Genomic DNA, 22237 nt, shown 5'->3' on the forward strand with positions numbered 1-22237 from the left:
AGGCTTCCGATGATTTTGGCTGATCGATTTGGCACTTGGCAGCAGCGCGTGACGCGGCGCGTCCCGCTGCCAAAAATCATGGGCTCGTTATTAGAGAACTAGCGTCTCGCCGCCGTTCGCGCCGGATGTCCTCCGCCGTGACGGCGGATGACGAAATGATGCGGACGTGCTGGAACCGGTAGACAGACCGGACTTAAAATCCGTTGGGCGTAAGCCCGTGAGGGTTCGACTCCCTCCGTCCGCACCATTTTGTTTATTCGCAGGTCAAGCGCATGGCGCGCGCCGGGGGCGCGGCAGCGGCCGGGGGCGGCTTTCAGTGGATTAACAGGCCGGTATTGTCAAACAGTAGCGAATGACATACCGACATAGTATACTGACGGCTGCAAGGCGTACCGCCATCTCGCACCGGTCGAGTGCAGCAAGCCTGCCAATGGCAATCGTGGGCCCAGATGCGACGCTATATTTGCCAGCAGAACGTCTTTCATTTTGAGAATCTTCTCAAGGCGGCGGCAGACCCGATTCTTTGCGGTACGCTGCAAAAGCTGCTCCTTGCCGCACGACGCGATCTTGCGCTCACCCTTTCCGAAGCCGACGGCGCGGATATCGATGCCTATCGTCGTCGTCGCCGGCAACAGCCGCAGGCGGTGGATGCCCAACAATTCTTTCAGCCAAATTTCGACAGCTCGCCGCATCCTTACATGATTATCGACCCAGGTCCGGGACTGAAGATCGTCGATATCAACCCCGCTTATGCGGCCGCGACCCTGATCAGCCGTGAAGCGGTCGTCGGCAAGCCCCTGTTCGAGGTGTTTCCCGACAATCCCAACGATGCGCTGGCCGATGGTGTGGCCAATCTGTTCGAGTCCCTCGCGACCGTCGTCAAGACGGGCGAGGCGCATGCTATGGCGGTGCAGCGCTACGACATCAGGGATGCCAGCGGTACGTTTCAGACGCGCTACTGGCAACCGGTCAATACGCCGGTCCGAAGCCCGGACGGTGAAATCGTCTGGCTTCTGCACCATGTCGAGGATGTGACGCAGGAGATGGTGGCGAGACTCGATCGCTCCAGCGAGGAGGCGTAGACAATGGCGATGTATTGGCGCGCCCGTCGAGCCCGACTAAGTCTCGTTTAAGCCTTTTTGTTGTACTGACACTGCCGCATGACAATGTCCGAACCACAGCTTCCGGTGCGCCTCGCAGTCGCGGGCGGAATGCTGCTTCTGCTGGCCGCCTGCGGCAGCGTCAACGATCCGCGCGAGGACAAGCTCGGCAATTTCCTGGTCGCGCCGGGCAAGTACCAGCTTTACGATTGCGTCCAATTGGCCCAGACGGCGAAGGGTTATATCGACCGCGAGAAGGAGCTGCGCCAAGCCAAGGCCAAGGCGGAGGCGTCACCGGGTGGTCAGCTCGTCTCGTCGCTGGCCTATAGCGGCGAATACGGCCAGGTGCGCGGCAATATCGACGAGTTGCGCCGCGAGGTGACGGAAAAGAAGTGCGATCCGCCGCCGCCCGGCCTGATGCCGGACGTCTACACACCTGGTGTCGGCCAGGGGGCACGGCGCTGAGCGGGTTCCTGCGGGCGGAACTTTTCGCCGCACCGGAACTTGTTGCCCGTGAGCGCCGCACTGACGCGGCGCCGAACACGGGGCTCCTGCCATGGCTATCAGCCTGCTGATCAGCATCCTGATCACCTTCCTGGTGATCGTGCTGGTGCTTTATCTCATCAATATGCTGCCGATCGACGGGCGCGCCAAGCAGATCGCGCGCATCGTGGTCATCATCATCGGCGTGCTGTCGCTGCTGAAATATCTGGCCGTTTTCTAGTCATTGCGAACAACAACCAGCGTGCCGTCGGCGAGCGCGACAGCGAACGCCGGCGGCGCGTGCTCGCGCGCGATGACGCCGATATTGCCGGCGACGGTCGACGGGAGCGGGATGCTGGCGATCTCGCGCGCCGCCGGTTTGAACGACACGATGCGCAGGCGGCCGAGGTCGAGCGCGGGCAGGGCAAGGTCCGGCGTGCCGTCGCCATCGATATCGGCCACCGCGCTCAAGTTCAGTGCGGACGAGCCGGCGACATGATTGCTAAAACCACCGAGGTTCGCGGCTTGTCGCAGGCGGCCGTTGTCATAAGTCCATAATTCCAGCGAACCGACGACGTGCGGCTGGCGCACCAGCGCGATGTCGATTTTGCCGTCGCCGGTGAAGTCGGCGATGCCGGCCGGATTGAGCCACCGGTTCGGCGCGCCGAGCGGCGGCGTCTCGGCGACGATACCGTAACGGCCGTTACGCTGCGCGATCACAGCCAGCGCCGCGCCGCGCTTGAGATAGGATTTCACCACGACGATTTCATCGCGGCCGTCGCCGTCGAGATCGGCGAGCCGCGGCGCCAGATCCTCGAACACTGCGTCATCGCCAAGCGTGACGGTGTGGCGCACGCCGGCAGCGGTTTCGATCACAATGCTGCCGGCCTCGATGTCGTCGCCGAGCACGGTGTGCTTGTACCGCGTCGTGGGCGCGGCCAACCAGGCGCGGGCAATGTCGCGGGTGCCGGTGGCGACACTGCCACCCGGCAGGGCGTCGGCCGGGAGTTGCGGGCGGCGCATCTCGTCGAGGAAGACAAGGCGCGGTTTGCCGCCGCGCATGTCGATGTCGTACCACAGTCCGCCAGCGAGGACGCGCGGCTTGCCGTCAACGGTGTCGATCGCGGTGACGCGCGCCGGCGTGTTGATGACCTCGGCGTGCCATTCGGCTGCGCGCGCGACCGCGGCATGAGCGATCAAGAAAACGACAAGCAGCCCCCGCAGCATCCGCATTCAGCAACGATCCTACAGTTTCACCGCGCGCAGCCGCAGCGCATTGCCGACGACGCTGACCGAAGAAAGCGCCATTGCTGTGGCGGCGACCACGGGCGAGAGCAGCAGGCCGAAGACGGGATAAAGGATGCCGGCGGCGATCGGTACGCCGGCACTGTTGTAGATGAAGGCGAAGAACAGGTTCTGGCGGATGTTGCGCATTACGGCCTGCGACAGCGCGCGCGCCTTGACGATGCCCATGAGGTCGCCTCTGAGCAAGGTGATGCCGGCGCTTTCGATGGCGACATCCGAGCCGGTGGCCATGGCGATACCGACCGCGGCCGCGGCGAGCGCCGGGGCGTCGTTGACGCCGTCGCCGGCCATGGCGACGACGCGGCCTTCGCGTGTCAGCCTCTCGACCACCGCGCTCTTCTGATCCGGAAGAACTTCGGCTTCGATTTCCGTGATGCCGAGCCTCTTTGCGACCGCCTCAGCGGTGGTGCGGTTGTCGCCGGTGAGCATGACGACGCGGATATTGTCAGCCGCCAGCCGCTTCAGTGCTTCCGGCGTTGTGGTTTTGACCGGATCGGCAATGGCAATGACGCCGGCCGGCTTGCCGTTGACGGCGAGGAAGATCGCCGTGGCGCCGTCGCGGCGCTGTGCTTCGGCGTCGTCGTGCAGCGGCGCGGTGTCGATGCTGAGTTCTTTCAGGAAGGCAGGCGAGCCGAGCGCGATGCGTTTGCCGCTCACCATGCCGATGACGCCCTTGCCGGCGGGCGAGTCGAAGCCGCGCACCGGGGCGAGGGTGAGGTGGCGCTCCGCGGCCGCCTTGGTGATGGCCGCGGCAAGCGGATGCTCGCTGCCGCGCTCGACGGACGCCGCAATGGTGAGCACCTGTGTCTCATCGAATCCCTCGGCAGCGATCACAGCGACGACCTTGGGCTTGCCTTCGGTCAGTGTGCCGGTCTTGTCGACGACGAGGGTGTCGATCTTCTCCAGCCGCTCCAGCGCCTCGGCATTCTTGATGAGGACGCCGCTTTGCGCGCCGCGACCGACGCCGACCATGATCGACATCGGCGTGGCGAGGCCGAGCGCGCAGGGGCAGGCGATGATGAGCACGCTTACGGCGGCGACAAGGCCATAGGAGAGGCGCGGCTCGGGGCCGAACATCGCCCATGATGCGAAGGCAATGAGTGCCATGGCGACGACGGCCGGCACGAACCAGCCGGCGACCTGATCGGCGAGACGCTGGATCGGCGCGCGCGAGCGTTGGGCTGTTGCGACCATTTGCACGATCTGTGCGAGCAGCGTGTCGCGGCCGACCTTGTCGGCGCGCATGACGAAGGAGCCGGAAGCATTGATGGTGCCGCCGATGACGCGTGCGTCCTTGTCCTTGGTGACGGGCATCGACTCGCCAGTCACCATCGATTCATCGACCGACGAGCGGCCCTCGAGCACGGTGCCGTCGACCGGCACCTTGTCGCCGGGACGCACGCGCAATTTATCGCCAGCGGCGATGGCGTCGAGCGCGACTTCCTCGTCGCCGCCGTCGTCCTTGACGCGACGGGCCGTCTTCGGCGCGAGGTTAAGCAGAGCCTTGATGGCGCCGGAGGTCGCCTCACGTGCGCGCAACTCCAGCATCTGGCCGACGAGCACCAGCACGGTGATCACCGCAGCGGCTTCGAAATAGACGGCAACGGCGCCGCCGTGACCGCGGAACGCCTGGGGAAAGATGCCAGGCGCGAAGGTGGCGACGACGCTGTAGAGATAGGCGACGCCGGTGCCCATCGCGATCAGCGTGAACATGTTGAGGTTGCGCGTCACCAGCGATTGCCAGCCGCGCTCGAAGAACGGAAAGCCAGCCCACAGTACGACCGGTGTGGCGAAGGCGAACTGGATGTAGTTCGACAGCCTTGGATCGACCCAGTTGTGTTCGCCGAACAGATGCGCGCCCATGTCGAGTACGAAGACCGGCAGCGTCAGCGCCAGACCGATCCAGAAGCGGCGCGTGAAGTCGAGGAGTTCGGGGTTGGGGCCGGTGTCGGCGGTGGCGATTTCGGGTTCGAGCGCCATGCCGCAGATCGGGCAGGAGCCGGGGCCTTCCTGCCGGATCTCGGGATGCATCGGACAGGTGTAGATGGCGCCTTCGACGATGGGCTCGGCTTCGCGCGGCCCAAGATACTTCTCAGGATTGGCGATGAACTTGGTCCGGCAGCCGGGATTGCAGAAGTAATAAGTGCGGCCATTGTGCTCGGCGCGATGCTTGGCCGTGTGCGGGTCGACGGTCATGCCGCAGACCGGATCGATGGCGGAATTCGCGGCCGGCCCCTGATGATGATCGTGGCCGCAGTGATCGTGATGGGTGTGGTCGCTCATATGCGCGTGCCTTGCAAGATATACCCTAGGGGGGTATATAGAGCCTATGGCAAAGCACAGCAAGTCCGCTCATGCGACCCATCACGGTTCTAGCCACAAGGCCGACACCCTGAAGCGGCTCGGCCGGCTCGAAGGCCAGGTGCGCGGCATCGCGCGCATGGTCGACGAGGACCGCTACTGCATCGACATTGTCACGCAGATCGCCGCCGCGCGCGCCGCCTTGCGTAAGGTGGAAGAGGAAATCCTGCGCGAGCATGTCGCGCATTGCGTCGAGCACGCCATCGCCTCCGGCGACAAGGCCGACCAGCGCCGCAAGGTCGCGGAGTTGATGGACGTCATGGGCCGGGCGGGACGGTAGAGACGCGTCATTCCGGGGCGCGGCCGAAGGCCGCGAACCCGGACTGACAATCAGTTACATTACTTCGTCGAGCAGCCGACGATGCTGTAGGCGGGGCAATAGCCGAACACCGCGGTGAGAATCGGCACCACGCCAATCCAGCCGACCCAGGCCCAGCTTGTGCCCGGGGCGATATAGCCGAGCGCGAAAGCGATGAGGGCGATGCCCACAACGACCCGCGCGAGGCGGTCGATCATTCCGACATTGGCAGCCATAACGGTCTCTCCTTGTTAATTCGTACGCTCTATTCCGCAGGAACGACGTGGAGGTCCGGACGCGCACGCTGCTCCGTAGCGAGGTCGCCGTCAACATCGTTGCCCATGTCGTCGCGCCACGGGCGCCAGGCTTCGAGCGCGATGAGAACCACGACCAGAACGGCAGCAAGACCAAGCGCGCCGGCCCAGTAGGGGATGCCGAAGAGCTGGCTGAAGATCAGCTTGCCGCTCGACTGGCCGAGAAAGGTCTTGGTCAGCGTCGGCTCGGCGTATGAATAGGCGACGGCGCCGAACAGCCCGCCGACCAACGTGAACAAAGCGTCGCGATAGCCGGCGCCGACCTGTGCCAACGTCGTGCCCGGGCAGGCGCCGGCGAGTGCGATGCCGGCGCCAAGGATGAGACCGCCGATGATGTCGGCGTAGTACATCGCCGCCTTCGGCGCGAGCTTGACGTAACCAAAGCCGTTGAGCACGGCGAGCACCACCGCACCGGTCGCGACGGCGGTGAGGAATACCTTGAGCATGATGAAGTTACGCATCTGCATCTGGCCGACAATGATGCCGGGCTCGAACACGCGCGATTTCTCTAGCGCGAAGCCGAACACGATTCCCATCACGATGCCGATGACGATCGCGGAAGTGAGAGTCATGATTGATCTCCTTGAAAATCAGATACGGCGGAGCAGCAGCATCGCCGTGGCGATGCCGCCCGCGAACATGGCGGCGACGGCGACGGTCGAGCCGACGGCAAGTTGCGCCATGCCCGAGAGGCCATGGCCGCTGGTGCAACCGTCGGCGATGCGGGCACCGACCAGCATCAGGAAGCCGCCGGCAAAGGCGACGGCGTAGCGTTTGGCGGGTGACGAGTTGCCGAGCGCGCGGCGCCAGATCGGCGAGATCGGCGCGCGCTTCGCGCCCGACATCTTCATCGACAGGAAGGCGCCAATGGCGACACCAATGACGAGGGCGACCTGCCACCAGTTCTTGCCGGTCGCAGCGATGTGTTTGGCGATGTAGTCGATCTTCACCGCGGATGGGTCGAGCCACGAAGCGATGAGGCCGCCAATGCTGACATAGGACGACGACGCGCCGAGCGCGGTTTCGATCAGCAGGAAGGCGGGGATTTGCAGAAGTCCGATAACGACGCCGGCAAGGTAAGGCGACCAGGCTTTCTGGCTGAGCATGGCGAATCCTCCATCGGCAACGCGCGGGCGCGGCGCGCAATCACATATGGAGAAACGAATATATCTCCGCCATCGAACCCGTATTGACCTGGATCAACCCTCGCGCGGACGTGAAGGCTGTGGAGAAGTCAGCCGAACCGCTGCCGCGCCAGTTTGGCCCCGTCGCCCAGCGCCTTGAGCTTGGCCTCGGCGATCGGGCGGTGCATCGGCGCCATGCCGCAATTGGTGCAGCAGACGATGCGGTCCTTCGGCACGTATTTCATCACGTCGGCGATGACGGAGGCGACCTTGTCCGGCGTCTCGACAATGTCGGTCGCGACATCGATGACGCCGACCAGCAGGTCCTTGCCTTCGAGCAGCGACAGAAGGTGGAGCGGTACACGCGAGTTGATGGCTTCGAGCGAAATCTGATTGACTTTGCTCTTCGCCAGCGCCGGGAAGATCTTCTCGTATTGCCGCCATTCCTCGCCGAGCGAGTTCTTCCAGTCGATATTGGCCTTGATGCCGTAGCCGTAACAGATGTGGACGGCGGTCGTGCATTTGAGGCCGTCAATCGCGCGATGAAGTCCCTCAATACCCCAGGTCGGCACCTCATCCATGAAGACGTTGAAGGCCGGCTCGTCGAACTGGATGACGTCGACGCCGTCTTTCTCCAGCGCGCGGGCCTCGGCGTTGAGAAGATCGGCGAAGGCGAAGGCCATTTTCACCTTGTCGCCGTAATGGGCGTCGGCGACGGTATCGGCAATCGTCATCGGGCCGGGCAGGGTGACTTTGAGTTTGCGCGCCGTGTGGGTGCGGGCGTGCCGGGTCTCGGCCTCGTGGACGCGGCCCTTGAGCGTCAGCGCGCCGCGCACCACCGGCACCATCGCCTTGTAGCGATCGGCACGGATGCCCATCTCGACCTTGTTCTGGGTATCGATGCCATCGACATAATCGAGGAAGCCGTGGACGAAATGCTGGCGTGACATCTCGCCGTCGCAGACGATGTCGATGCCGGCATCTTCCTGCAGCTTGATCATCAGCAGCGTGGCGTCGAGCTTGCCCTGGGCTAGGTCAGCGCCGTCGAGCCGCCACTTCGGCCACAGTTTATCCGGCTCGGCGAGCCATGATGGCTTCGGCAAGCTGCCGGCAATGGTGGTCGGAAACAGCATCGACGCCTCCCTCTGCAGCGCTATTAAACGGCGCCTTGATCCTGCCGCCAGTTATAGACCCAATCGTAGCGCTTCAGTAGGCGTTCGCCGCCGATCAGACGCATCACAAGATTGCGCGCGACCGCTTCGGGTCCGGTGCGGCCATAGATCGAGCCTTGCTGGCGTGCGGTGCGCTGGACCCGCGCGGTGCGGGCGCGGCGCAACCTTTCATAGGCCCGCAGGCCGGCCGCCGGATTTTCGCTGTGTTTTTTCAGCGTGTCGGCGAGCACGGCCGCGTCTTCGATCGCCATGCCGGCGCCTTGCGCGAGGAACGGCAGCATCGGATGCGCGGCATCGCCGACCAGCGTCACCGCACCGGCGCCGCCGGCAAAGGGGGTGGCATTGTCGAACAGCGCCCATTTGAGCCAGCGCTGCGGAATGCCGATCAGTTCACGCACCGATTCCGCCCAGGTGAAGCGGGCAAAGCGCCGCAGAATCTCGGTGCGGTCGCCGGGCGCGTTCCAGCCTCGCTCATTCCAATCGTCGTTGACGATGCCGACCAGATTGACGAGGGCGCCGGCTTTGACCGGATAGGCGACGAGATGGGCATCCATGCCGAGAAAGAGATGAACCACCGGCGCGCGGAGATAGTCGGGGACGCTGTCGGCGGGCACCAGCGTCCGCCAGGCCGTGCGATGTGCGAAGACGGGCTTGCGGTGGCTCTTGAGCTTGTCGCCAACCGCCGACCAGATGCCATCGGCGCCGATCAGCGCCGCGCCGCGCTCGTCAACCAGTTGCTTGCCGCGAAACGCCTGCACGGTGATGCCGTTGGCATGGCTGGCGAAGTCGTCGAAGCGATGATCGAGTTTGATGTCGATGTCGATCATGCCGCGCGCGCCATCGAGCAGGGCGGCCTGCAGGTCGCCGCGATGAATGACCCAGAACGGCGCGCCGTAGCGGCGTTCGGCGAGGTCACCGAGGGGAATGCACGCGATTTCGCGGCCCGAGCCGCCGGACATCACGCGGATCATTTGCGGTTTGACGACATGGGGCTCGAGCCGGTCGCGCAGGCCGAGTTCGAAGAGGATGCGGGTGGCGTTCGGCGAGAGCTGAATGCCGGCGCCGGTCTCTTCCAGCTTCGCCGCCTGTTCGAGCACGGTGGCGCGGAAGCCGGCGCGCGACAAAGTCATCGCGGTGGTCAGACCGGCAATGCCGGCGCCTGCGACGATGACGTGACGCGAAGGCGCCAAGATGCGAATCCGGAGTTAGGCCGCGACGAGCCGATAGGCGCAGGCGGCCGGTATCGCGGCGTGCGGATCGAGCGAGGCGTTGAAACGATAGAGCGTCGAGCAGTAGGGGCAGATGATTTCGCTGTCCGCGCCCATATCGAGGAAGACATGCGGATGGTCATAAGGCGGCGTGGCGCCGACGCACATGAACTCCTTGGCGCCGACTTCGATCACCGGGACGCCCGGATCGTTCTGGAAGTGGGGGACAACGTGCTCCGCCATAACGCCTCGCCTTCTTGCCTTCTGCCGTCGCCTTAAAGGAACCGATTTGCGCCCGCACCATAGCGAGGCGCCCACCATATATCTAGCGGTGATGCTTCGTTAGGCTTGGTGCGGGATTCGGTGGAACTGTGTTGATTCGGCTGGGTTTTCCGTCGGCATCAGGGCGTAAGACGCCGGACCATGGCGGGTAATCCCCAGGCGGCATCGTTACCGTTACTTCATTCGGTCGGATGGCATGCGCGACTCGGCAGGTTTGGCCCCTCAAGATGTGCAGAAGCGGCTGCTGCGCCAGCACAGGCTGGCGCCAGTTCTGCTTGTCGCCGTGCTGCTGGCGGCGGCCGGCGTCTATGTGGTGCCGCGCGGCTTCGAGGCCGGTCACCTGTTCTCGATCGAGGATGATCCGGAGGCGATCGCCGAGCGGGCGTTGGCCGCCAGCTTCAACAGCGATCTGGCGAACCGCGAAATCGAATCGGCCCTGGCGGCCAAAGACAGCGATCTCGCCAAGAGCTTTGTCGATCTCGCCGCCGATCGGCAGGTGACACTGGCGCCGGGTCTGGCCGACAAGGTCAATGTCGCGGTTGCCGAGGACGCAAGCGCGGGCCATGCGGCGCAGAGCTTCGCCTACGGTCTGGTCACCGGCGAGCCGAGCGACATGCCGGGGCTTGCCGGCACCGCCCTGGGCGATCTGTTCGTCTTCGGCGACATCCGCGATGCGGTGCGCGAAGGCGCGCGGCTGGCGAGCGGGCAGGAGGCCGACGAACTCATTCTCGGGCTGGCCTGCGTCGGCCTGGCGATCACCGCCGGCACTTATGCGACCGGTGGCCTCGCCGCACCGGCGCGGGTCGGGCTCACCGTGGCGAAAGTTGCGCGTAAGACGGGGCGCCTCAGCGCCGGGCTTGCCGCGCGCGTGTCGCGCATGCTGCGCGGCGTCGTCGACGGGCCGGCGTTGCGCCGGGCCGCCGCCAGCTTTTCGATCACAGAGCCACAGCTTGCCGTGCGCGCGGCGCGTGATGCGGTGAAGTTGGAACGCGCCGACGGGCTGGTCGATATGGCGCGCAATGTCGGGCGCGTTCAGGCCAAAGCAGGCACGCAAGCCGCACTCGACGGCCTAAAGATCGCGGAAAGTCCGGCCGAGGTGGCGCGTGTTGCCAAGCTCGCCGAGAAGACAGGCAGCCGCACGCGCGCGATCCTGAAGACCGCAGGCCGCGGCGCCATCGCGCTGTCGCTCGCTGCTTTCAATCTCACGACATGGATCGTCAGCGCGCTGTTCACGCTTACGATGTTTATCGCTTCGCTCAAGAGTGCGACCGAGCGCGGGGCGCGGCGCTACTTCCGCTATCGCAAGCGCCGGCGGATGGAGCGTGAGGCCGACGCGGCCTTTCCGGTGTGAGATTTGCGCAGCGTGAGCAGCCGGTTTAAGGAGCGCCGGCGGAAAACGATCCAGGATTGTCAGCACATGCCCAGCTTCAAGAACGGTGACGTCGACATCGCCTATCTCGACGAAGGAGCGGGCGATCCGATCGTGCTGGTGCACGGTTTTGCCTCGACCAAGGAAATCAACTGGGTCAATCCGGGCTGGGTCACGACGCTGACACGCGCCGGCTTTCGCGTCATCGCGCTTGACGATCGCGGCCATGGCGCGTCGCAGAAGCTGTACGATCCGGCCGACTACGACACGGCCAAGATGGCCGACGACGTGCGCGCGCTGATGGATCACCTGGGCATCGCGCGTGCTGACGTCATGGGCTACTCGATGGGCGCACGCATCACCGCATTTCTCGCGCTCAAGCATCCCGAGCGCGTGCGCTCGGCCATCATGGGCGGTCTTGGCATGCACCTGATCGACGGCGTCGGGCTGCCGACCACCATTGCCGATGCGCTGGAAGCGCCGTCGCTCGACGATGTCTCCGATAAGCAAGGCCGCGTCTTCCGTGCGTTTGCGGAGCAGACCAAATCGGATCGTAAGGCGCTGGCCGCCTGTATCCGCGGTTCGCGTCAGGTCATGACGCGCGAGGAGTTCTCGTCGCTGAAGCCGCCAATCTTGATTGCCATCGGCACCAAGGACGATGTGGCGGGTTCTGCGCATGATCTGGCGGCGCTGATCCCGGGTGCGAAGGCGCTCGATATCCCGGACCGCGACCACATGCTGGCGGTCGGCGACAAGGTCTACAAAGCCGGTGTTCTTGAGTTCCTTAACCTGCGTCCTTGATACTTGGCGCACATCTGCGCTTCGCAAAAAAGCCGGCTTGTTCTTCGGGTGTTCTCTGGCGCCGGGTGTGCTAAGGAATATCTGAGAGATTGAGAGGCATTCGGAGAATAATATTCTATGGCGCTGCATCAGACCCGGCCCAAAGGCCTGAATTCCGTCGATCCCGTCTGGACCCGCATTCGCACCGAAGCCGAAGACATCGTGCGGCGCGAGCCGGAACTCGCCAGCTTCATCTACGAGAACATCCTGCACCACGACACGCTGGAGACGGCGGTGGCACATCGCGTCAGCCAGCGGCTCGAGCATGCGGACGTGTCGAGTGATCTCATTCGCCAGGCGTTCAGCGATGCCATCGAGGATCGTCCGGCGCTCGGCGAAGAGTTCAGGGCCGATATCGTCGCCACCATCGACCGCGACCCGGCCGCCAACCGGCTCATCGAGCCGCTGCTTTATTTCAAGGGCTTCCATGCCATCCAGACGCATCGTCTGGCGCACTGGCTGCTCGGCAAGGGCCGCAAGGATTTCGCGCTGTATCTGCAGAGCCGGTCGTCGGCCGCGTTCCAGTGCGACATCAATCCGGCGGCGAAGATCGGCCGCGGCATCTTCCTCGATCATGCGACCGGGCTCGTCGTGGGCGAGACCGCAGTGATCGACGACAATGTTTCGATCCTGCACGACGTCACGCTCGGCGGCACCGGCAAGGAAAACGAAGATCGCCATCCCAAGATCCGTCAGGGCGTGATGATCGGCGCGGGCGCCAAGATTCTCGGCAATATCGAGATCGGCCGCTGCGCGCGCATCGCCGCCGGTTCGGTGGTGATCAAGCCGGTTCCGAATAACGTTACGGTGGCTGGCGTGCCGGCCCGGGTGGTCGGTGAAGCCGGCTGCTCCGAGCCGTCGCGGACCATGGATCAGATGCTGTCCGGTATCATGCTGGATGGCTGAACGGGCGTCATCCTGACGGGTTGCGCTCCGGCGTCCAATCGGGCAACTAGCTGCGACAATACGATTTGTTCAAGGAGCGGCCCGGTGGACGTCCAGGAAGTATCAAAGCTCGACGCCTATCTGAAGAAGATCTTCGGCAACCAGACCATTCGCGTGGTGCCGAAGTCCGACGACATGGCCGAAGTCTTCGCCGGCGAGGACGATCTCGGCGAACTGACATCCGATGAAGACGAGGGCGAGAAGTCGTATAACTTCCGCATGGTCATCCAGGTCTCGAACGACCCGTCGATGCAGCCGGTGCCGACGCTGAATGCCTATCTGCGCAGCAAGTTCAACAACGACAAAATTCGCGTCGTGACGCGGCCGAAGAAGATGGATTCGCTCGAGGTCTATATCGGCGAAGAATTCCTCGGCGTTCTGTTCCTCGAAGCCGAACGCGGCCGCAAGTCCTACATCTTCGAACTGCCAATCCTCGATTTCGATCTCGAGGACACCGGCGAGTAATATCTCGCCGTCATTCCGGGACGCGAACGACGTTCGCGAACCCTGAAATCCAGCCAAATCCGACAGCGTTGCTTGTTTCCGGATTCCGGGTTCGCGCTTTCAGTGCGCCCCGGAATGACGGCTAAATGTTAGGCCGCCAGCGCGCCATCACCTTGTCGATGCCAGCGGCGACATTTCGCCAGTCGGACAGCCATTCGCGCGGAAAGCGGAAGGTGATGTCGGCGGCGCCGGCGCGTTTTTCCAGCAGGCAAGTGCCGGCATTGGCGACACCCTGGCGCGAGCAGCGCGCGAGGAAACGTTCCATCTGCGCCTGATCGTAGACAAGGTCTTCGCCTTCGTAAGGCGTGTCGGCGCGGAAGGGATGAACGACCAGGCCTTCCGGGCCGGCCGCCTGCGATTTCGACAGATAGCGCGGATAGATATTGCGCACCCGCTCGGCGAGGGGCAGTGCGCCATCATCGAGCTGGATGAGGGCGAACAACCGCTCATTGGGATCGACCGGCTTGCCGTCGATGACCTTGATCGACGGGTCGGGCGGGATCAGCGATGGCCACAGATAGGCGACATCGATGCGGCTCTGCGAGCCGGCGTGGCGCTGGCTCGGAATGCGCACCGCGGCGGGCTCGATATTGAAGACCGTGCCGCCAATGGTGATCGGAATAGACGGCGCATCGGTTGCGACCGGCGCATCGGGCCACCGCGGCCACAGCACATAGGCCACGTAAACCGCGGCGACGACGCAGACAGCGGCAAACACCGCCACCGGCGCCACGAGCGGTCCGGCATGCGGTCGGCGCTTGTGCGGCCGACGCCGGGATGCGGGGTGATGCGCGATGCTGGCCATGGTCCTCTGAAGTGCCATGGCTTGGTTAACGTTTCGTAAAGGGGTTAACCATCCGTTAAGGAATGGCTGGCGGGTCCGGCGCGGTGCGAGGTACTTCAAAGCCTCGTATCGCGTTGAGGCGTCGATGACCCCGGAATCCATGCAGATGCTTCTGGCCCTCGCCTTCGGCTTTGCCGTGGCGGGGCTGTCGTGTTCGGCCTTTCAGCTCGCGACCAGCCGGCTGCCGAGCTTCACCATGCTGGCCAAGGGCCCGAGCGCGCAGGCGCTCGCCGCCGTGCCCCTGCTGATCGTCGCCGCGCCGTTCCTGATCATGCGCAACACGCTGATGGGCGCGCGTCATGAGGCGCGTCAGTTCCAGTTCGTTTTCCTGGCCACGATCATTGCCGGCTTCTGGAGCCTGATGTCGGGGCAGGTGCTGGTGATGAGTCTGCGCGCCTGCGGCGTGGTCTGACGCTGCGTTTACGACGGCGAAACGACGCGCCGGCCACTTCCATTTCGGCGATCTTCCGGGCTAACTCGCGCCCCTGACAGGGAGTGCGACATGCCGATTTATGAACTCGACGGACAGGCCCCGGAATTTCCGGCCGAGGGCGACTACTGGGTGGCCGAGACCGCCGTGCTGATCGGCCGCGTGCGGCTCAGGCGCAATTCAAGCGTCTGGTTCGGCGCGGTGCTGCGCGGCGACAATGAATGGATCGAGCTCGGTGAGGGCTCCCAGATCCAGGACAATTGCACGCTGCACACCGACATGGGTTATCCGATGACGATCGGCAAGGATTGCGTCATCGGTCATCAGGTGATGCTGCATGGCTGCACCATCGGCGACAATTCGCTGATCGGTATGAACGCCGTCGTGCTCAACGGCGCGAAGATCGGCGCCAACTCGCTGGTCGGCGCCGGCGCGCTGGTGACTGAGGGCAAGAGCTTCCCCGATAATTCGATGATCGTCGGCGCCCCGGCGCGCGCCATCCGCACGCTCGATGACAAGATGCTGGCGATGATCCGCGGCGGCGCCGACCACTACGTCCAGCGCTCGAAGCAGTATGCCAAGGGCCTGAAACGGATCGGGTGAGAGCTGCGCTGTTTATAAAAAGTTGCGGCCAGGCTTGGGGGAGCCTGGCCGCGCGCGTTCCCGGTCTGGGGACGGGAGGGGTGGGGACGTGACCGGGACCGCGTATCCTCACCGAGATTGTTTGTTACGACAGACTTTCCCCAAGGGTTCCTCTATCGAGCCGAGACAGTGGCCGGTGCGTTGCGCGGCTCGCCGAGCGACACCCATGCATTCTGATCGGCCTGCGACTGACGCTTGACGAATTTGTAGCCAGTCTGGGTCCAGGGCAGGATCTGCGCTTCCTGGTTATCGAGAATGAACTCGCCGCGATCGGTCTTGACCGTGAGCACCGCATGGCCGTCGCCGCGCTTGTCGCGCACGACAGTGATCAGCAATGCCTCACGCGGCCAGCCGGCCTGGGTGAGCATGCGGCGTTTCACGAGAACATAGTCTTCGCAGTCGCCGTAGCCGTCCTCGCCATAATTCCAGCGTTCGACCACGCCCCAGTGTTCGATGTCGGTCACCGGCTTGATCGACTGGTTTGCCCAGTTGTTGACCTTCACAAGGTCGTCCCAGGCCTTCGAGGTCAGTACAATGTCGCGCGGCGCGGACGCCTTGGTGTCGCACTCGCCTTTGTATTCCTGGCAGAAGTCGATCCAGCCGATCGGCGCGCGGGTCGCTTCGCCGACGGTGGCGAAGACCGGACGGTTCGCAGCAGCGCTGTTGCCGAGCGAGGCAACGCGGTCGCCGGCAAAACCGGCTGAGAATGAAATCGTCAGCGCGGCGGCCGCGATCGCTACAGTATTGGCGATGCGAATACAGCCTTTGCCTGATGTAATCATGGTGTTGTCCCTTCCCATTTGTCCCGGGACAACATTCGCAAAGATGTTTTTCGCCGCTCTGAAATAGAATTCTAAGTATTAAATGGAGTTGTCGTCAAATGAGATGCGAATACTTTGAAAACTGAAGTCTAATTCGAATAAAAATCGAATGAATACGATTTGTCTAAAACTTGAGGCATTAGGATCGTTTGGCCAGCAAAACCAGGTGAAATTGCTGCCGCGAAGCGGCGTGGTTTACCGTGCCGGAGGCCGGCCGGCCGCAGCAGCCCCGCGTTTGAACGCGGAAAATCCGCTGTCGGCGCCGGCTAAAATCCGCACAATTTTAGCGGCTGCGAACATTGATCGCTGACCATGCCGCGATGATGCCGTCGGCGTGCCGCCAGAACGAACGCTTCAGGCCGCGGATGCGGTGCGCCAAAAAGCCGAACGCCGCGGCGGCGGCCACGGCGTTTGTCGATGGACGGTTCGGAAAACCCGGTTTTAGTCGCCGGTGACGTTGTCTTCGATGAAGTCCGGGTGCTGCAGCCGGCTGAACTCGACCGCGAAGCCGTCCTCGATATGGCGGACGACGCGGCACGGCGTCTTGCCGAGGGTGACAGCGGAGCCGACCGGCGGCAGGAGTTCGCGCGGTACGGACACAGCGGCGCCCGACGCCGACAGGTCGATGACCCGGCAGGTGATGTTCTGGCCGTTCGGCAGAATGAGGCGAGCGCGGGAATTCTTTGGCGTGAAACGGCCATGGCGGCGATCTTCCGGCAGATTGAGAATCTGCCGGTTGGCCAGCCAGGTGAGCTGGGCGGCGAGCTTGTCGCGCTTGCGGGCGGTCGCCGAGATGGTCATGGCGAAACCGTTGTCCAGCAGGCGGGCGATCTGACCTTCAAGCCGGCCGAGGTGATCGACATAGGCGATGACGCGCTCGCCGACATTGCCCATGACCGGCGCCACCAGCGCCATGCCGCCGGGCGACATGTTCACGACCTGACAGGGATATTCATTGCGGTCGGCCAGCATATAGCGGCCGAGCAGGTTGACCTTGACGCGCTGGTGCCGCCGTCGCTCGTCGGCCAGCGGCAGAATTCTCGGTTGGGTCAACGGCAACGCCATGGGCGAATGGACTCTAGGAGGGCGTGTCTCACGCTGCCCATGACCCTATGGCTGTATCGTTAATGCGCGGTTAGCTGGTAACCCGCTCCGACGAATGCCGGTCAGTCGGAACTCGATTTCGGCGGGATTTCGCGGCCGCCACTGTAAACAACGAAACCACGGCGCATCCGGCCGCCGTCGCGCAAGGCCAGCGGATAGTCGGCGGCAGTCGGTTCTGTCAGCAGGGCGCCCGCAATCGGGGCCTGTGCCGGCGCCAGCGCCGGTCCGTTGGCAAAGGCTTCGACCTCCGGGCCGACATGACGCAATGTGGTCAGGTGCAGTTCGGTCACCGGTTTCGAGCCCAGCCAGAACGGCACAGACAAGGGCGCCAGGACGCCGAGCGCGCGAATACGGGCATGGCCTTTGTTGGCGAGAGGCAGGAGCAGCATTTCCAGATCGACCTCGGCGCCATCGGCGGCAAGACCGGTGAGCCCCAGGACGGCGCCGACATGCTCCTCTGTCAGGGTGACGGCGAGCGCCTCGATTGTCCTTTGGTCGTCCTCGCGCCACAGCGTGGTGAGGGCCTCGCCTTTGATCTCGCGATTGAACAGGGCGCAGACGCGGGTGCCGGCGAGGCGAAACCGCCAGCGATCGACGAAGTCGGCGGCGAGCATCACCGTGTCGCCAAGCGCCCGGCGGATATCGGCGGGATCGATGTCGCCGCGCTCCGGCGCCGGCCGGGCGCCGCGCTTTTCGTTCCAGTAAGCGTAAACCGCTTGCGATGATATGTGCTTCATGACGCGCCACCCTGTGCCGTGGCGAGACGTCCGGCCTTCTCCGTTGTGCCCGTTCGGGACAGATCGGGGGCCAAACGCCACGCTCGCTATGTTCTGAGCAGGGCGCGTGCCGCGCCGGGCGGTTTGGCTAAAGTGCGGTGCGTTAGCGTTAAAATCGCCGCAAGCGTGCTTGCAGCGCCTTCGCGAAAGCCTTAACTCCAGCGCTGGTAACGGAAATAGCTCGTGCAACAACGCGAACCGCTGTTCAATCTCCCCACCGTCATCGTCAGCTTGTTGGGTGTGCTCGCGCTCATCCATGGCGTGCGCGAATGGTTTATCACGCAGCAACAGGACATCTGGGTGCTGCTCGACTTCGCGTTCATTCCGGCGCGCTATGATGCGACGCCGGTTTCAGGCGGTGTCTTTCCCGGCGGCTCAGGCGCCGAGGTGTGGAGCTTCGTCACTTACGCCCTGCTGCATGGCAGTTGGATGCACCTCGCCGTCAATGCGGTGTGGTTGATGGCTTTCGGCTCGCCGCTGGCGCGCCGCTTCGGTACGGTGCGCTTCCTGGTCTTCTTCGCGGTGACCGCGGCGGCGGGCGCAGCGATGCATCTCGTCACCAATGCGGGTTCGATCGCGCCGATGGTCGGTGCTTCGGCGTCGATCTCCGGCGCGATGGCGGCGACCATGCGCTTTGCCTTTCAGCGCGGCGGTCCGCTCGGGATGTGGCGCAATACCGACGACGATGCCTATCGCGTGCCGGCGCTGTCGCTGAGCGGCGCGTTCAGCGATCCGCGGGTGTTGCTGTTTGTCGGCGTCTGGTTCGGTATCAACATCCTCTTCGGCCTGTGGTCGTCGCCACTGACCGGCAGCGATGAGGTTGTAGCCTGGCAGGCGCATATCGGCGGTTTCCTCGCCGGACTTCTGCTGTTTTCGTGGTTCGACCCGGTCGTATCCGAGGTGGAGCCGCGCGACGACGTCACATTGCATTGATTCAAGGCTGATCGCTGCTGCGGTTCCCGCTATTCGCACAGACTATGTCGCAATGCAGCGTAACTTGCGACGCCACGCCGCTTGACGGAACAGCTGTCGCGGCCTGATCGTTACATCGGACCCGAGACTCGGACGACGAGAGCGCGGTCAAGCGGGTTGGCCTGACCAGGCTCTTGAAGCTTCGCGTTTGGAGCTTTCGGGAATTCAGGAGGCTGCCATGAACGTGAAGACGATTCTGGCCGCTAAGGGCGGCGACATTATCAGCATCGAACCGACGGCCGATCTTGCGGCCGCCGCAAAACTCCTCAGCAAGCATCGTATCGGCGCGGTCGTGATTTGCGGCGCCGGCGGGCGTCTGTCCGGCATTCTGTCGGAACGCGACATCGTGCGCGCCGTCGCCGAGCATGGCGCGTCGGCGCTCGCCATTCCGGTCGGGCAGGTGATGACACGCAATGTGATCACCTGCGGCGAGAACGACTCTATTTCCGACCTGATGGAGCGAATGACGGCGGGCAAGTTCCGCCACATGCCGGTGCTGAAGTCTGATCGCCTGATCGGCGTCATCTCGATCGGCGACGTCGTCAAATCGCGCGTGCAGGAAATCGAGAGCGACGCCGCAGCGATGCGCGATTACATCCAGACGGCGTGATCGCTGACCAGCAGCGGCGGCTTACTTGCCGCCGCTCACGCCGGCTTCATAAGGCTGCGACAGGCTCTCGATCGCCTCGGTGACGGTTTCGAGCGCCTTTTCCGCAGCATCGACGCCGACCGCAATGGCGTCCTTGTTGCGGTGAAAATCGAACCAGCCGATGGAGCCGAGACGCGGGCTGATGAGCACGTCCGGCGGATCGCCGGCCAGCCGCGCGCGCGTGATGCGGTCCTGCATTACGTTGAAGGCCTCCACCATCACCGTCGGGATGCCGGGGCGGCCGTGATCGCCGAACAGCTTGCGCCGCAATGAGGCTTCACGTCCGAACAGCGCCCGCAGGCCGTGCTGCACTTCAGGCACCGGCGGCGGGTCGTCCTTCTCGTCAGAGCCGTGGTCCGCGATGATGGTGCCGCGACCGAACAGGTCGGCATTGAGGTTGACGGCGATGACGACGCGGGCGCCGAGCGCGCGCGCCGCCGATACCGGCACCGGATTGACCAGCGCGCCATCGACGAGCCAGCGGCCGCCGATCTTTACCGGCGGGAAAATGCCGGGCAGGGCATAGGAAGCGCGCAGCGCGTTGGACAGCCGGCCGCGCGTCAACCAGATCTCGTGCCCGGTGCTGAATTCGGTGGCGATCGCGGCAAAGCGCATCGGCAGGTCTTCAATGCGCGTATCCTGAAGCCCTTCGGTGAGCTTGCTGGCCAGCCGGTTGCCGCCGATCAGTCCCGAGCCCGACAGGCTGATGTCGAGATAGCTCATCACGCTGCGCGTGGTCAGGCTGCGCGCCCAGGTTTCCAGATTGTCGAGTTGGCCGGCCGCATGGCAGCCGCCGACCACGGCCCCGATGGAGGTGCCGACAATGACGTCAGGAACGATGCCGTGCGCGGCCAGAGTGCGGATGACACCAATATGGGCGAAGCCGCGGGCGGCCCCGCCACCGAGCGCAAGACCGATCGTCGGCCTGATCTTGTCGGGTTTCGCCGCCGTCTCGGTCGCGTCGGCCGCGCGGTCGTCGCCGCTATGGGCCCGTGCGAAGAATCCCTCAAACACCAAGCCTGAACTCCTTAGATCCGGGCCTCATGATCGGGCCGGCTCGGGTCGCGAGACAAGTCATTGCCCCGCATTTGGTGAATGCCCGGCCGTAAAACAATGGCGGGGCCGATATGGCAGCCAGAGTCGAATGACAGAACGGTGACATCGCAAGCCTGCGCCGGGGCCGTTACCTTAGGGTTAAGGAGCCGGCCCGGAACAATGCTGCGACGCCTCATTGGTTCAAGGGCTTAAGGCAAAAAATCGGGTCAGCGTGTGGGGCGGGTTATCGAAAACAGGCTGTCGACGACGGCATAATCGCTGTAGCCACAGCGGGCGATGGGACGCATGGCTGCCGTGTCGAGAATGCCGTCCTTGAGAAAGCGATCGTCGATGTAAACGCCCACGACCTGGCCGAAAACGACGTGGCAATCGACGGCCGCCCCTGCGATGTCCTGCATGGCAACGATTTTGGTCATCTTGCATTCCAGCGCGCAGGGGCTTGCGGCGACGCGCGGCGGCTTGACGATGCGCGACGGCGCCGGGGCAAGACCGGCGCGGATCATCTCGTTCTCGCCGCGCGCCAGCGGTGCCGAAGTTTCGTTCATCTGGTCGCGCAGATCGTAAGTCGCCAGGTTGCAAACGAACTCGCCGGTCTCTTCGATGAAGGCGACCGAATCCTTGTGGCCTTCGCTGGCGAACATCACCAGATTGGGCCGGCTGTTGACGCCGTTGAAAAACGAGTAGGGCGCGAGGTTGATCTCGCCTTTGGCATTCATCGACGTGATCCAGCCGATCGGCCGTGGCGCGACGATCGCCTTGAATGGATCGTGGGGCAGGATGTTGCGGTCGCGCTTGTCCGGTTCGTAGAACATCAGCCGGGCGTCCCGCCATAATAGGTCACGATGGTGTCGAGCCTCGGCCGCTCGCGATCTTCCGGTGGCTTCACCGCCTTGCCGATATAGACGAAGCCGGCGACGCGCTCGTGATCGGCAAGGCCGAGGGCGCTCATCGCGGCGCGGTCGAAGGCGAACCATTCGGTGAGCCAGCTGCCGACATAACCCATGGCATGCGCTGCGGTGAGCAGATTCATGCAAGCGGCGCCGGCGGACATCTGCTGCTCCCATTCCGGGATTTTCGCATGCGGTGCAGCGCGGCTGATCACCGCGACAACGAGCGGCGCGCGGGCGAGGCGCTGGCGCTCGAATTCGATCTGGTCGGGCGTCGCATCAGGGCGGGTGCCGCGAAACACGGCGGCAATTTTGTCGCCGCCGGCGAGGCGTGCATCGCCGGCAAAGACGATGAAACGCCAGGGCGCGAGCTTGCCGTGGTCCGGTACACGCGAAGCGACGGTGAGCAGCGTTTCAATTTCTGAAGAGGAAGGGCCGGGGCCGGTCATTTCGATCGGCTTCACGGAACGGCGGGTTTTGAGAAGTTCTAAGGCGTCGGGCATGGGGGCTTTCGAGAAACAGCGCAGGGTGAAGACGGTTGTGCGGTGGCTAAGGGGCAATACCCAGATAGTCGGCGCCGCGCTTTACCGCAACCAGATACCGGCAAGAAGTTGAAGACGTCTCCCGCCGCGTCGCGACAGGCGCCGGTCCGCCACCGGCCTTCATGGCCTTCGATCTGCAACCGGTTGCGTCTGCATCATGGTTCGTGTCTGCGACTGCGACAATATGCCGTTCACTACGAATTCAAGCT

Annotated in this window: 28 protein-coding genes and 1 tRNA gene; 13 read left to right on the plus strand and 16 right to left on the minus strand. The window is 64.0% G+C overall.

Annotation, left to right across the window (positions count from 1 at the left end):
- Positions 1-160 precede the first annotated feature (160 nt).
- The 4 genes from DXH78_RS12500 (at position 161) to DXH78_RS12515 (ending at position 1824) form a co-directional block, all read left to right on the plus strand.
- Positions 161-247 (plus strand) — tRNA-Leu (locus DXH78_RS12500).
- 202 nt (positions 248-449) lie between these two features.
- Positions 450-1082: a PAS domain-containing protein gene (locus DXH78_RS12505; protein ID WP_115517347.1), complete on the plus strand. Its 633-nt coding sequence runs from the start codon at positions 450-452 to the stop codon at positions 1080-1082.
- 84 nt (positions 1083-1166) lie between these two features.
- Positions 1167-1565 carry a hypothetical protein gene (locus DXH78_RS12510; protein WP_115517348.1) on the plus strand — a complete coding sequence of 133 codons (399 nt, stop codon included), beginning with the start codon at positions 1167-1169 and terminating at the stop codon, positions 1563-1565.
- A 91-nt stretch (positions 1566-1656) separates the two neighbouring features.
- A complete protein-coding gene (locus tag DXH78_RS12515) occupies positions 1657-1824 on the plus strand; it encodes a Thivi_2564 family membrane protein (protein ID WP_168192652.1) in 168 nt (55 codons plus the stop codon).
- Here DXH78_RS12515 and DXH78_RS12520 read toward each other — a convergent pair.
- A complete protein-coding gene (locus tag DXH78_RS12520) occupies positions 1821-2816 on the minus strand; it encodes an FG-GAP repeat domain-containing protein (protein ID WP_115517349.1) in 996 nt (331 codons plus the stop codon). The genes DXH78_RS12515 and DXH78_RS12520 overlap by 4 nt on opposite strands.
- Before the next feature lie 12 nt (positions 2817-2828).
- Complete coding sequence (locus tag DXH78_RS12525; RefSeq protein ID WP_115517350.1) at positions 2829-5171, minus strand: heavy metal translocating P-type ATPase; 2343 nt, start codon at positions 5169-5171, stop codon at positions 2829-2831.
- A 46-nt stretch (positions 5172-5217) separates the two neighbouring features.
- Here DXH78_RS12525 and DXH78_RS12530 point away from each other — a divergent pair, with 46 nt between their 5' ends.
- Entirely contained in the window at positions 5218-5529 is a 312-nt protein-coding gene (locus DXH78_RS12530) for a metal-sensitive transcriptional regulator (RefSeq protein WP_115517351.1), read from the plus strand.
- A 59-nt stretch (positions 5530-5588) separates the two neighbouring features.
- Here DXH78_RS12530 and DXH78_RS12535 read toward each other — a convergent pair whose 3' ends face one another.
- The 6 genes from DXH78_RS12535 to DXH78_RS12560 form a co-directional block, all read right to left on the minus strand.
- A complete protein-coding gene (locus tag DXH78_RS12535; RefSeq protein ID WP_115517352.1) occupies positions 5589-5783 on the minus strand; it encodes a YgaP family membrane protein in 195 nt (64 codons plus the stop codon).
- A 29-nt stretch (positions 5784-5812) separates the two neighbouring features.
- Entirely contained in the window at positions 5813-6433 is a 621-nt protein-coding gene (locus DXH78_RS12540) for a YeeE/YedE thiosulfate transporter family protein (protein ID WP_245416805.1), read from the minus strand.
- Between the two features lie 18 nt (positions 6434-6451).
- Positions 6452-6967 (minus strand): YeeE/YedE thiosulfate transporter family protein, encoded by a 516-nt coding sequence (locus DXH78_RS12545; RefSeq protein ID WP_115517354.1) that lies wholly within the window; start codon positions 6965-6967, stop codon positions 6452-6454.
- A gap of 128 nt (positions 6968-7095) precedes the next feature.
- Positions 7096-8118, minus strand: coding sequence for a methionine synthase (locus DXH78_RS12550; RefSeq protein WP_115517355.1), 1023 nt, complete (start codon positions 8116-8118; stop codon positions 7096-7098).
- A gap of 23 nt (positions 8119-8141) precedes the next feature.
- Positions 8142-9347, minus strand: a complete 1206-nt coding sequence (locus DXH78_RS12555; protein ID WP_115517356.1) for an FAD-dependent monooxygenase — start codon at positions 9345-9347, stop codon at positions 8142-8144.
- Between the two features lie 15 nt (positions 9348-9362).
- Entirely contained in the window at positions 9363-9608 is a 246-nt protein-coding gene (locus DXH78_RS12560; protein ID WP_115517357.1) for a zinc-finger domain-containing protein, read from the minus strand.
- 253 nt (positions 9609-9861) lie between these two features.
- Here DXH78_RS12560 and DXH78_RS12565 point away from each other — a divergent pair, with 253 nt between their 5' ends.
- From DXH78_RS12565 to DXH78_RS20135, 4 genes are all read left to right on the plus strand, one after another.
- The gene (locus DXH78_RS12565; RefSeq protein ID WP_210209544.1) at positions 9862-10998 is read left to right on the plus strand and encodes a hypothetical protein; all 1137 of its coding nucleotides are present in this window, start codon (positions 9862-9864) and stop codon (positions 10996-10998) included.
- A gap of 66 nt (positions 10999-11064) precedes the next feature.
- Positions 11065-11817, plus strand: a complete 753-nt coding sequence (locus DXH78_RS12570; protein WP_115517359.1) for an alpha/beta fold hydrolase — start codon at positions 11065-11067, stop codon at positions 11815-11817.
- A 117-nt stretch (positions 11818-11934) separates the two neighbouring features.
- Complete coding sequence (gene cysE / locus DXH78_RS12575) at positions 11935-12762, plus strand: serine O-acetyltransferase (protein WP_115517360.1); 828 nt, start codon at positions 11935-11937, stop codon at positions 12760-12762.
- A gap of 84 nt (positions 12763-12846) precedes the next feature.
- A complete protein-coding gene (locus DXH78_RS20135) occupies positions 12847-13266 on the plus strand; it encodes a DUF3126 family protein (RefSeq protein ID WP_245416806.1) in 420 nt (139 codons plus the stop codon).
- Positions 13267-13387: 121 nt separating this feature from the next.
- Here the strand turns inward: DXH78_RS20135 and DXH78_RS12590 are convergent, their stop codons facing one another.
- The gene (locus DXH78_RS12590; protein WP_168192794.1) at positions 13388-14128 is read right to left on the minus strand and encodes a hypothetical protein; all 741 of its coding nucleotides are present in this window, start codon (positions 14126-14128) and stop codon (positions 13388-13390) included.
- A gap of 106 nt (positions 14129-14234) precedes the next feature.
- On the opposite strand from DXH78_RS12590, the gene DXH78_RS12595 reads away from it, so the two are divergent.
- Positions 14235-14561, plus strand: a complete 327-nt coding sequence (locus tag DXH78_RS12595) for a DUF6949 family protein (RefSeq protein WP_115517362.1) — start codon at positions 14235-14237, stop codon at positions 14559-14561.
- A gap of 90 nt (positions 14562-14651) precedes the next feature.
- The gene (locus tag DXH78_RS12600) at positions 14652-15182 is read left to right on the plus strand and encodes a gamma carbonic anhydrase family protein (protein WP_115517363.1); all 531 of its coding nucleotides are present in this window, start codon (positions 14652-14654) and stop codon (positions 15180-15182) included.
- Between the two features lie 152 nt (positions 15183-15334).
- On the opposite strand, the gene DXH78_RS12605 is transcribed toward DXH78_RS12600, so the two are convergent.
- The 4 genes from DXH78_RS12605 to DXH78_RS12615 all read right to left on the minus strand — a co-directional run bounded on the left by DXH78_RS12605 (position 15335) and on the right by DXH78_RS12615 (position 17883).
- Positions 15335-16003, minus strand: a complete 669-nt coding sequence (locus DXH78_RS12605) for a transglutaminase-like cysteine peptidase (RefSeq protein ID WP_115517364.1) — start codon at positions 16001-16003, stop codon at positions 15335-15337.
- Between the two features lie 322 nt (positions 16004-16325).
- Positions 16326-16448: a hypothetical protein gene (locus DXH78_RS20250; RefSeq protein ID WP_283805621.1), complete on the minus strand. Its 123-nt coding sequence runs from the start codon at positions 16446-16448 to the stop codon at positions 16326-16328.
- Between the two features lie 35 nt (positions 16449-16483).
- Positions 16484-17107 carry a PilZ domain-containing protein gene (locus tag DXH78_RS12610; protein WP_115517365.1) on the minus strand — a complete coding sequence of 208 codons (624 nt, stop codon included), beginning with the start codon at positions 17105-17107 and terminating at the stop codon, positions 16484-16486.
- 101 nt (positions 17108-17208) lie between these two features.
- Positions 17209-17883 (minus strand): PAS domain-containing protein, encoded by a 675-nt coding sequence (locus tag DXH78_RS12615; protein ID WP_168192795.1) that lies wholly within the window; start codon positions 17881-17883, stop codon positions 17209-17211.
- A gap of 222 nt (positions 17884-18105) precedes the next feature.
- Here DXH78_RS12615 and DXH78_RS12620 point away from each other — a divergent pair, with 222 nt between their 5' ends.
- Entirely contained in the window at positions 18106-18855 is a 750-nt protein-coding gene (locus DXH78_RS12620) for a rhomboid family intramembrane serine protease (protein WP_115517366.1), read from the plus strand.
- Between the two features lie 217 nt (positions 18856-19072).
- Complete coding sequence (locus tag DXH78_RS12625) at positions 19073-19504, plus strand: CBS domain-containing protein (RefSeq protein WP_115517367.1); 432 nt, start codon at positions 19073-19075, stop codon at positions 19502-19504.
- Positions 19505-19525: 21 nt separating this feature from the next.
- Here the strand turns inward: DXH78_RS12625 and DXH78_RS12630 are convergent, their stop codons facing one another.
- The 3 genes from DXH78_RS12630 to DXH78_RS12640 all read right to left on the minus strand — a co-directional run bounded on the left by DXH78_RS12630 (position 19526) and on the right by DXH78_RS12640 (position 21989).
- The gene (locus tag DXH78_RS12630) at positions 19526-20473 is read right to left on the minus strand and encodes a patatin-like phospholipase family protein (RefSeq protein ID WP_115517878.1); all 948 of its coding nucleotides are present in this window, start codon (positions 20471-20473) and stop codon (positions 19526-19528) included.
- A gap of 332 nt (positions 20474-20805) precedes the next feature.
- Entirely contained in the window at positions 20806-21411 is a 606-nt protein-coding gene (locus DXH78_RS12635) for a flavin reductase family protein (protein WP_115517368.1), read from the minus strand.
- Entirely contained in the window at positions 21411-21989 is a 579-nt protein-coding gene (locus tag DXH78_RS12640) for a nitroreductase family protein (RefSeq protein WP_115517369.1), read from the minus strand. Before DXH78_RS12640 ends, DXH78_RS12635 begins: the two co-directional genes overlap by 1 nt.
- Between the last annotated feature and the right edge of the window lie 248 nt (positions 21990-22237).

The organism is Undibacter mobilis, assembly GCF_003367195.1.
Lineage (GTDB): Bacteria > Pseudomonadota > Alphaproteobacteria > Rhizobiales > Xanthobacteraceae > Pseudolabrys > Pseudolabrys mobilis.

What these genes read in the sequence shown, in the direction of transcription:
- DXH78_RS12505 (WP_115517347.1), top strand. Translation starts at nt 450, where the DNA reads ATGCGACGCTATATTTGCCAGCAGAACGTCTTTCATTTTGAGAATCTT.
- DXH78_RS12510 (WP_115517348.1), top strand. Translation starts at nt 1,167, where the DNA reads ATGTCCGAACCACAGCTTCCGGTGCGCCTCGCAGTCGCGGGCGGAATG.
- DXH78_RS12515 (WP_168192652.1), top strand. Translation starts at nt 1,657, where the DNA reads ATGGCTATCAGCCTGCTGATCAGCATCCTGATCACCTTCCTGGTGATC.
- DXH78_RS12520 (WP_115517349.1), bottom strand. Translation starts at nt 2,816, where the DNA reads ATGCGGATGCTGCGGGGGCTGCTTGTCGTTTTCTTGATCGCTCATGCC.
- DXH78_RS12525 (WP_115517350.1), bottom strand. Translation starts at nt 5,171, where the DNA reads ATGAGCGACCACACCCATCACGATCACTGCGGCCACGATCATCATCAG.
- DXH78_RS12530 (WP_115517351.1), top strand. Translation starts at nt 5,218, where the DNA reads ATGGCAAAGCACAGCAAGTCCGCTCATGCGACCCATCACGGTTCTAGC.
- DXH78_RS12535 (WP_115517352.1), bottom strand. Translation starts at nt 5,783, where the DNA reads ATGGCTGCCAATGTCGGAATGATCGACCGCCTCGCGCGGGTCGTTGTG.
- DXH78_RS12540 (WP_245416805.1), bottom strand. Translation starts at nt 6,433, where the DNA reads ATGACTCTCACTTCCGCGATCGTCATCGGCATCGTGATGGGAATCGTG.
- DXH78_RS12545 (WP_115517354.1), bottom strand. Translation starts at nt 6,967, where the DNA reads ATGCTCAGCCAGAAAGCCTGGTCGCCTTACCTTGCCGGCGTCGTTATC.
- DXH78_RS12550 (WP_115517355.1), bottom strand. Translation starts at nt 8,118, where the DNA reads ATGCTGTTTCCGACCACCATTGCCGGCAGCTTGCCGAAGCCATCATGG.
- DXH78_RS12560 (WP_115517357.1), bottom strand. Translation starts at nt 9,608, where the DNA reads ATGGCGGAGCACGTTGTCCCCCACTTCCAGAACGATCCGGGCGTCCCG.
- DXH78_RS12570 (WP_115517359.1), top strand. Translation starts at nt 11,065, where the DNA reads ATGCCCAGCTTCAAGAACGGTGACGTCGACATCGCCTATCTCGACGAA.
- cysE (WP_115517360.1), top strand. Translation starts at nt 11,935, where the DNA reads ATGGCGCTGCATCAGACCCGGCCCAAAGGCCTGAATTCCGTCGATCCC.
- DXH78_RS12590 (WP_168192794.1), bottom strand. Translation starts at nt 14,128, where the DNA reads ATGGCACTTCAGAGGACCATGGCCAGCATCGCGCATCACCCCGCATCC.
- DXH78_RS12595 (WP_115517362.1), top strand. Translation starts at nt 14,235, where the DNA reads ATGACCCCGGAATCCATGCAGATGCTTCTGGCCCTCGCCTTCGGCTTT.
- DXH78_RS12600 (WP_115517363.1), top strand. Translation starts at nt 14,652, where the DNA reads ATGCCGATTTATGAACTCGACGGACAGGCCCCGGAATTTCCGGCCGAG.
- DXH78_RS12605 (WP_115517364.1), bottom strand. Translation starts at nt 16,003, where the DNA reads ATGATTACATCAGGCAAAGGCTGTATTCGCATCGCCAATACTGTAGCG.
- DXH78_RS12610 (WP_115517365.1), bottom strand. Translation starts at nt 17,107, where the DNA reads ATGGCGTTGCCGTTGACCCAACCGAGAATTCTGCCGCTGGCCGACGAG.
- DXH78_RS12615 (WP_168192795.1), bottom strand. Translation starts at nt 17,883, where the DNA reads ATGAAGCACATATCATCGCAAGCGGTTTACGCTTACTGGAACGAAAAG.
- DXH78_RS12625 (WP_115517367.1), top strand. Translation starts at nt 19,073, where the DNA reads ATGAACGTGAAGACGATTCTGGCCGCTAAGGGCGGCGACATTATCAGC.
- DXH78_RS12635 (WP_115517368.1), bottom strand. Translation starts at nt 21,411, where the DNA reads ATGTTCTACGAACCGGACAAGCGCGACCGCAACATCCTGCCCCACGAT.
- DXH78_RS12640 (WP_115517369.1), bottom strand. Translation starts at nt 21,989, where the DNA reads ATGCCCGACGCCTTAGAACTTCTCAAAACCCGCCGTTCCGTGAAGCCG.